5 protein-coding genes are annotated in these 7188 nt (G+C 72.4%); 3 read left to right on the top strand and 2 right to left on the bottom strand.

Features of this window, described 5'->3' with window-relative positions:
- Positions 1 to 144: 144 nt before the first annotated feature.
- Entirely contained in the window at positions 145 to 921 is a 777-nt protein-coding gene (locus ACFVGY_RS24270; RefSeq protein WP_385680683.1) for a TetR/AcrR family transcriptional regulator, read from the bottom strand.
- 563 nt (positions 922 to 1484) lie between these two features.
- Here ACFVGY_RS24270 and ACFVGY_RS24265 point away from each other — a divergent pair.
- Entirely contained in the window at positions 1485 to 2825 is a 1341-nt protein-coding gene (locus tag ACFVGY_RS24265; RefSeq protein WP_385680806.1) for an NAD(P)/FAD-dependent oxidoreductase, read from the top strand.
- Between the two features lie 154 nt (positions 2826 to 2979).
- Positions 2980 to 4767 carry a SpoIIE family protein phosphatase gene (locus ACFVGY_RS24260; RefSeq protein WP_385680804.1) on the top strand — a complete coding sequence of 596 codons (1788 nt, stop codon included), beginning with the start codon at positions 2980 to 2982 and terminating at the stop codon, positions 4765 to 4767.
- Positions 4768 to 4837: 70 nt separating this feature from the next.
- Here the strand turns inward: ACFVGY_RS24260 and ACFVGY_RS24255 are convergent, their stop codons facing one another.
- Positions 4838 to 6163 carry an MFS transporter gene (locus ACFVGY_RS24255; RefSeq protein WP_385680802.1) on the bottom strand — a complete coding sequence of 442 codons (1326 nt, stop codon included), beginning with the start codon at positions 6161 to 6163 and terminating at the stop codon, positions 4838 to 4840.
- A gap of 124 nt (positions 6164 to 6287) precedes the next feature.
- Here ACFVGY_RS24255 and ACFVGY_RS24250 point away from each other — a divergent pair, with 124 nt between their 5' ends.
- Positions 6288 to 6824, top strand: a complete 537-nt coding sequence (locus ACFVGY_RS24250; RefSeq protein WP_385680681.1) for a MarR family winged helix-turn-helix transcriptional regulator — start codon at positions 6288 to 6290, stop codon at positions 6822 to 6824.
- Positions 6825 to 7188 lie beyond the last annotated feature (364 nt).

The raw sequence follows: 7188 nt of genomic DNA, 5'->3' as shown, positions 1-7188 counted from the left end.
GCCCCCGCGGGCCGGCCGCGCCGGGGCGCCCCCCCGCCCCCCGCGCCCGCGCCCGCGCGCCGCCCCCCCCCCGCCCGCGCGCCCCCCCCCCGCGCCCCCGCCCCCCCGCCCCCCCCCCCGCGCCTGCGGGTGCCTGATTCCGTATCAGGCAGTGCGGGAGCGCAGCCCCTCGAGCAGGATGTCAAGGAGGCGGGCCGAAGCCGCCGCCTGCTGCGCCGCGTCGGGCAGGGCCGGCGCCGCCGTGGCGATGACCAGCAGCACATCGGCCACCGTGACATCGGCCCGCAGCTCACCGGCCTCCCGGGCACGGTCGACCAGCCGGCCGACCACTTCGAGCAGCGCGCCCGCGCCCGCGTCCGCCGACGGCTCGTCCTCCGCGGCAGTCCGCGAGCCCACGACCCGCAGCTCGGGAGCCCCGCCGCCCTCACCGGCCTGCCGCTGGTGCGGAACGCGTACCTCCGGAGCGTCCTCGGCATCCTCGGCGGTACGGACCCGCAGCACCTGCGGCGGCAGCAGCCGCCCGGCGCCCGAAGCGACGGAGGTGCGCAGGAAGCGCGACAGCGCCTGCCACGGCTCCTCCTCCTGGCCCAGCGCGGTCTTGGCCTGCTCGGTCAGCCGGGCGGTCTCTTCCTCGGCTATTCGGCGGACCAGGACGTCCTTGCTGGGAAAGCGCCGGTACACGGTGCCGACACCGACACGCGCGCGCCGCGCGACGTCCTCCATCGGGGCCCCGTAGCCCAGCTCGCCGAAGACCTCGCGGGCAGCACGCAGCACGTGCTCGAGGTTGCGCTGGGCGTCGACGCGCAGCGGCGTGGTGCGCCCCACCCCGGTCGTGGTGGTGCTCGTGCCGCCGGCCATCACACGGCCGTTGCTCTCGCTCGAGAGCGCGGTCGCAGAACCATGGAAATCGGACATGTTCATATGTATCCCCCGGTAATCGCTTGTCTCCCCCCGGAGACTTCCCCGCCTTGTGTCGAGGTTGGCCACGGTCAGTGGCCCCGGTCTCACTCCTCGACGAGATACGAACATAGTTGAGCCAGAGTCAATTCAGAAGAGGCAGCCCCCGACCGACCGCCGCCCGATCGGAGCATTCGCCCCCACTTTTCCGATCCGAGCCTCCGGAACCCCCCTCTCCGCACCCTCTGACCTGCGGAACTCCACCCCCTCCTGGGCCGTCCGAGTGCCCTGTCCCACCGCCCCCTCCGGTCACACAATTTGTCAGGCCTGTGGACAAACTCCCGGCCACGTTGCGTCATGGGATGGTGAAGGCAGCCAACTCCCGAGGCACGGCCCCCGGTACCACGCCCGCCAGCTCCGCCGAGCCCGGCAGCTCCGGCACCTCCGCCGCCCCCGGCACCTCCGCCGCAGGATCCGCCACGCCCGGTCCCACCCCGGACGCGGGCCCGCGCCCCGCCCCGGACGCCACACCCCCCGCCGCGTCCGGCCCCCGGCGCATCCTCCTCATCGGCGGCGGCTACGTCGGCATGTACACGGCCCTCCGGCTCCAGAAGAAGCTCAGAGCCGGCGAAGCCGAGATCACGGTGGTCACCCCCGACCCCTACATGACGTACCAGCCGTTCCTCCCCGAGGCCGCAGCCGGCTCGATCTCCCCCCGCCACGTCGTCGTGCCCCTGCGCCGCGTCCTCGCCGGCTGCCGCATCGTCATCGGGGAGGCCCGGAGCATCGACCACGCCAAGCGCACCGCCACCGTCACCACCCTCGCCACCGCCGACGAAGGCACCGGCCCGCAGGAGCTCGCGTACGACGAGCTCGTCCTCGCCCCGGGCTCCGTCTCCCGCACCCTCCCCGTCCCCGGCCTCGTCGACTACGGCATCGGCTTCAAGACCGTCGAGGAGGCGATCGGGCTGCGCAACCACGTCATCGAGCAGATGGACATCGCGTCCTCCACCCGCGACCCCGCCATCCGCGACGCCGCCCTCACCTTCGTCTTCGTCGGCGGCGGCTTCGCGGGCGTCGAGGCCCTCGGCGAGCTCCAGGACATGGCCCGCTACGCCGCCCGCTACTACCACAACGTCAGGGCCGAGGACATGAAGTGGGTCCTGGTCGAGGCCAGCGACCGCATCCTCCCCGAGGTCGGCCCCGAGATGGGCGTCTACACCGTCCGCGAACTGCGCGGCCGCGGCATCGACGTCCGCCTGGAAACCCGCCTCGAGTCCTGCGAGAACCGCGTCGCCGTCCTCAGCGACGGCGCCCGCTTCCCCACCCGCACCCTCGTCTGGACCGCCGGCGTCAAACCGCACCCGGTCCTCGCCGCCTCCGACCTCCCCCGCAACGAGCGCGGCCGCCTCCTCTGCACCGCCTTCCTCACCGTCAAGGACGTCGAACACGCCTGGGCCGCCGGCGACGCCGCCGCCGTCCCCGACATCACCGCCGCCGAACCCGGCCGCGAGTGCGCCCCCAACGCGCAGCACGCCGTCCGCCAGGCCAAGGTCCTCGCCGACAACCTCGTCGCGTCCCTCCGCGGCGAGGTCCTCACCGAGTACGCGCACCAGTACGTCGGCTCCGTCGCCGCCCTCGGCCTCCACAAGGGCGTCGCCCACGTCTACGGACGCAAGCTCAAGGGCTATCCCGCCTGGTTCATGCACCGCGCATACCACCTCAGCCGGGTCCCCACGTTCAACCGCAAGATGCGCGTCCTCGCGGAATGGACCCTCGCCGGGCTCTTCACACGCGAGATCGTCTCCCTCGGCTCCCTCGAACATCCCAGGGCAGAATTCGAACTCGCCGCCGGTGGCGGCCACCGGCACCACTTGCCCCCACCCCCGCCGCCCGCCCCCGAACCCCCGCAGGAAAAGCAGGGCTGACGCTGTCAGTGCCGTCGGCCACACTGGACGTGTGACCATAGGTGTGCTCACACCTGCACAGAGTGACACCGTCCAGCGACCCCCACCGACCCACCCAGCGATACAGCGACGACAGCGACCGCGACCACTTGCGACACCACGAGGCTTGAACGCAGTGAACTTCACGCGCTGGAGCGCCCGGTTTCCCGGAACGCAGCGCCGCGCCGCCGCCCGGTCCGAACATGCCGCCGCCCAGGCGAAGCGCGGCGAAGGCGCCGTTCCGGCTGCCCGCGGCGCAGCCGCGCGCCCCACGACCGCCCCCGACGGCGGCCCGGCCGACCCCACCGCCTCCGGCACGGGCACCGGCCCGAGCGCCGGCGGCCCCGGCCCCGGTACCGGCCAGGGCGCCGGCAGCGGTCCCGTCCCGGCCGTGCCCTCCCTCGACGAGCTCTCCGTACGCGAGGTCCTCGGCCGGCTCCCGGCCCTCGTCGCCCTCGTCCACGGCCCCGAGCACCGCGTCGCCTACGTCAACGACGCCTACACCGCGGGCTTCGGTCCCCGCCCCGCCGGCGCACCCGCCCACGAGGCCCTCCCCGAACTCGGCGAGCTCGGCCTGCTCCCGCTCCTCGACCAGGTCCAGCGCAGCGGCAAGCCCCGTACCGCCAAGAACCGCACCGCCCCCGGCGGCGGCAACTGCTACACGGTCACCTGCACCCCGGTCGAGTTCCCCAAGGCCGCCCCCGACACCGACGCCGACCCGCATCCCCACCACGCCGGCGTCCTCATCCACCTCGCCGACGTCACCGACCACGCCGAAGCCGCCGAGCGCCTGCGCGCCAGCGAGCGCCGCCAGCGCGAAGCCGCCGTCACCCTCCAGCGCTCCCTCCTCCCACAGGAGCTGGAGCAGCCCGACGACCTCCGCATCGCCGCCACCTACCATCCCGGCGGCACCGAGGCAGCCGTCGGCGGCGACTGGTACGACGTCATCACCCTCGGCGCCGGCCGCACCGCCCTCGTCATCGGCGACGTCATGGGCCGCGGGGTCCGCGCCGCCGCCGTCATGGGCCAGCTGCGCACCGCGGTCCGCGCGTACGCCCGCCTCGACCTGCCCCCGCACGAGGTGCTCCAGCTCCTCGACGGCCTGGCCGCCGAGATCGACGCCAGCCAGATCGCCACCTGCGTCTACGCCGTCCACGACCCCAACGAGGGTCTGCTCGCCTACGCCTCCGCGGGCCACCTCCCCATCCTGGTGCGCGACGCGGACGGCACCGTGCACCGGGCGGCCGACCCCACCGGCCCGCCGCTCGGCACCGGCGGCTGGCTCCACACCTCGGGCACCATCCCGCTGGGCCCCGGCTCCACCGCCGTCCTCTACACCGACGGCCTCGTCGAACGCCGCGGCGAGGACATCGACGAGGGGGTCGCCGCCCTGGAACGCGCCCTCGCCGGAGCCCAGGGCACCCCGGCCGTCATCTGCGACCGCCTCATGCGCGCGCTCGGCGTGGACGCCGACCACGACGACGACGTCGCCGTCATGGTCCTCCAGCAGCCGCACCGCACCGGAGCCGACGCCGAGCTCTTCCACAACGCCGCCCTCGACCTCCTCGGAGGCGTCGAGGCCGCCCCGCGCGCCCGCGCCTTCGCCCAGGGCGTCCTCACCTCCTGGCGCTTCCCGGTCGAGCTGTGCGACCTGGGGGTCCTGGCCGCGAGCGAGCTCGTGGCGAACTCCCTCCAGCACGGCACCCCGCCCATGCGCCTGAGGCTGCGCCGCACCGACCGCCGACTGATCGTGGAGGTCACCGACGGCGACGACCACCTGCCCCGGCGCCGCCGCGCCGAACCGGGCGACGAGACCGGGCGCGGCATCTCGATCATCGCCACCATCGCCTCGTCCTGGGGCTGCCGCCGCACCCCGGGTGGCGGCAAGGCCGTCTGGTGCGAGTTCGCCCTGCCGGACAAGTAGCGGGAACGGGCGAGGGAGGCCCGGTCCCAGGACCGAGCCTCCCTCGTACACACATACGTATATACGTACGCTACGCGGCCACGGGCTCCGCACCGACCACGGCGGCACCCGCCGGAGCCTGCGCTCCGGCACCGCCGGCGGTCTTCGCCCCGCCCGCCGCCACCGGCTCGGCCTTCGCCAGCGACGGCCGGTCCTGTCCGGGGCTCAGCTGCGAGCCGAGCCGCAGCGCCAGCCAGGCGATGCCCAGCGACACCACGACGAACACCGCGATGTACAGCATCGGCACCCCCGCACCCAGCGGTACGCCCAGCGGACCCAGCGCCAGCGCGAGTTGCTTGACCAGTGCGAAGGCCGAGTTGTACTGGCCCACCGAGCCCTCCGGCGCCAGGTCGGCGACGAGCGGCGCGAGCGTCGGCGACAGCATCGCCTCACCGATCCCGAAGAGTGCGTACGTGGTGATGAACGCGGCGGCGGCCATCACGGCACTACCGTGCCCCAGGCCCGAGAACCCGGCGATCAACCAGGCGACCGTCCAGATCAGGCCGACCAGGGCGATCACCCGCGACCGCCGGCGCTTCTCGACGAGCCGCAGCACCGCGAACTGCGCGAGGACGATCGCGCCGGTGTTGGCCGCCAGGGCGAAGCCGAGGGTGGACGGGGAGATCCGGGCGGCCTCGGTGCCGAAGGCGGCCAGCCCCGATTCGAACTGCCCGTAGCAGGCGAAGAAGACCACGAAGCCGAGGGCCAGGAGCTGGACCATCGTCTTGTGCTGCGCGAGCCGCTTCCACGCGCCGCCCGCCTGCGCGGGGTCCTTCGGCATCGCGTCCTTGATGCTGGGCGCGTGCGGCATCCGTACGGTGAGGATGACGCCGGCCAGGACCAGGAACATCACGGCCTCGATGCCGAACAGCAGGGTGAAGCTGGCGGGCCGGCTCTCGTCGACGATCTGGCCGCCGATGAGGCCACCGATGCCCAGTCCCAGGTTCTGCATGAAGAACTGCAGGGCGAAGGCCCTGGTCCGGGTGGCGGGTGTGGAGCACCACACGATCATCGTGGCGAGTGCGGGCTGCATGACGGCCTGCCCGGCGCCGAGTGCCAGCGCGGACAGCAGGATCGGCACGATGCCGGTGGACAGCCCCAGCGCCAGCGCACCGGCGGACGCGGCGACGGCCGCGCCGATGACCACGGGGACGGGACCGCGGCGGTCGATGACCCGACCGGTGAAGGGCAGCGCGACCAGCGCGCTCACGGCGAAGGCCACGAACGCGCTCGTGGCAGCCATCGAGCCGAGCCCGCGCACCTGCGCCACGTAGATGTAGAGGAACGGAACCGTGAAGCCGATGCCGAACGCGGTCAGCGCGTTGCCGGCCTGGATCCGCCGCATCGCGGCGCCCATCACCTTGGTCACTTTTCACCTGCCCTGATAGCTGAAGCCTGAAGACTTCACACCTAAAGTTCGATGCTTAAGAGTACACATTGAAGGAGTTAGACGCCAACGGCTTCATGCGATACTTCGGACCATGGGTGACACCCCCGACGGCACTGCGTCCGTCCACGAGCCGACCCTCGACGAGCAGATCGCCGTCTACCAGCGCGAGTTCCAGGACCTCGATCCCCAGGTGGAGAAGGTCGTCTCGGCGCTCAGCCGCCTGAACCGCCGCATGAACGTCGCGTACGGACGCCAGGCCGCGGCCCTCGGCATCAGCAACGCGGAGTGGGAGGTGCTCAAGGCCCTCGTCCTCTCCGGGGCCCCGTACCGGATGGGCCCGAGCGAACTGGCGAAGCAGCTCGGCCTGACGCCGGCGGCGATGACCCACCGGATCGACCGCATGACGGCGGAGGGGCTGGTCACGCGCGAGCGCGACGAGTCCAACCGGGTCCGCGTCATCGTGGAGCTCACCGACGAGGGCCGCAGCAAGTGGCTCGACGCCATGCGCGCGGCCACCCTCTTCGAGGAGGACCTGCTCCAGGACCTCTCCACGGAGGAACGCGGCCGACTGGGCGACATGCTGACGCGCCTGTTGGACCGCGTGGAGGACCTCCAGTCGCGCAGCTGACGGACCCGCTCTCGCGAGGGTTGACACGGCCCCTCGCGATCCGTAAAGTTCTGTGGGTTGTCGAAGAGCCGAAAGGTTCTGGTGGCAACCATCCCGCCGCCTCGTTGCGGCACCCAACTCAGCACGATCTCCCACCGGGAGTGAATTTGGCGTACCCGAATTCATTCTCGAAGGCCGATTAGGAATCGACCGGGAAATCCACTAGAGTTCTGGGAGTCGGAAGGGCCCAACAGCCCGAAAGACAAACCCCGCTGACTGGGGGTCAGGCCCGAAAGAGTCTGATAGAGTCGGAAACGAAGAACGAAAGCCCGGAGGAAAGCCCGAGAGGGTGAGTACAAAGGAAGCGTCCGTTCCTTGAGAACTC

The organism is Streptomyces sp. NPDC127106, from assembly GCF_042677605.1.
GTDB lineage: Bacteria > Actinomycetota > Actinomycetes > Streptomycetales > Streptomycetaceae > Streptomyces.
This window is presented reverse-complemented; position numbering and strand designations above follow the sequence as displayed.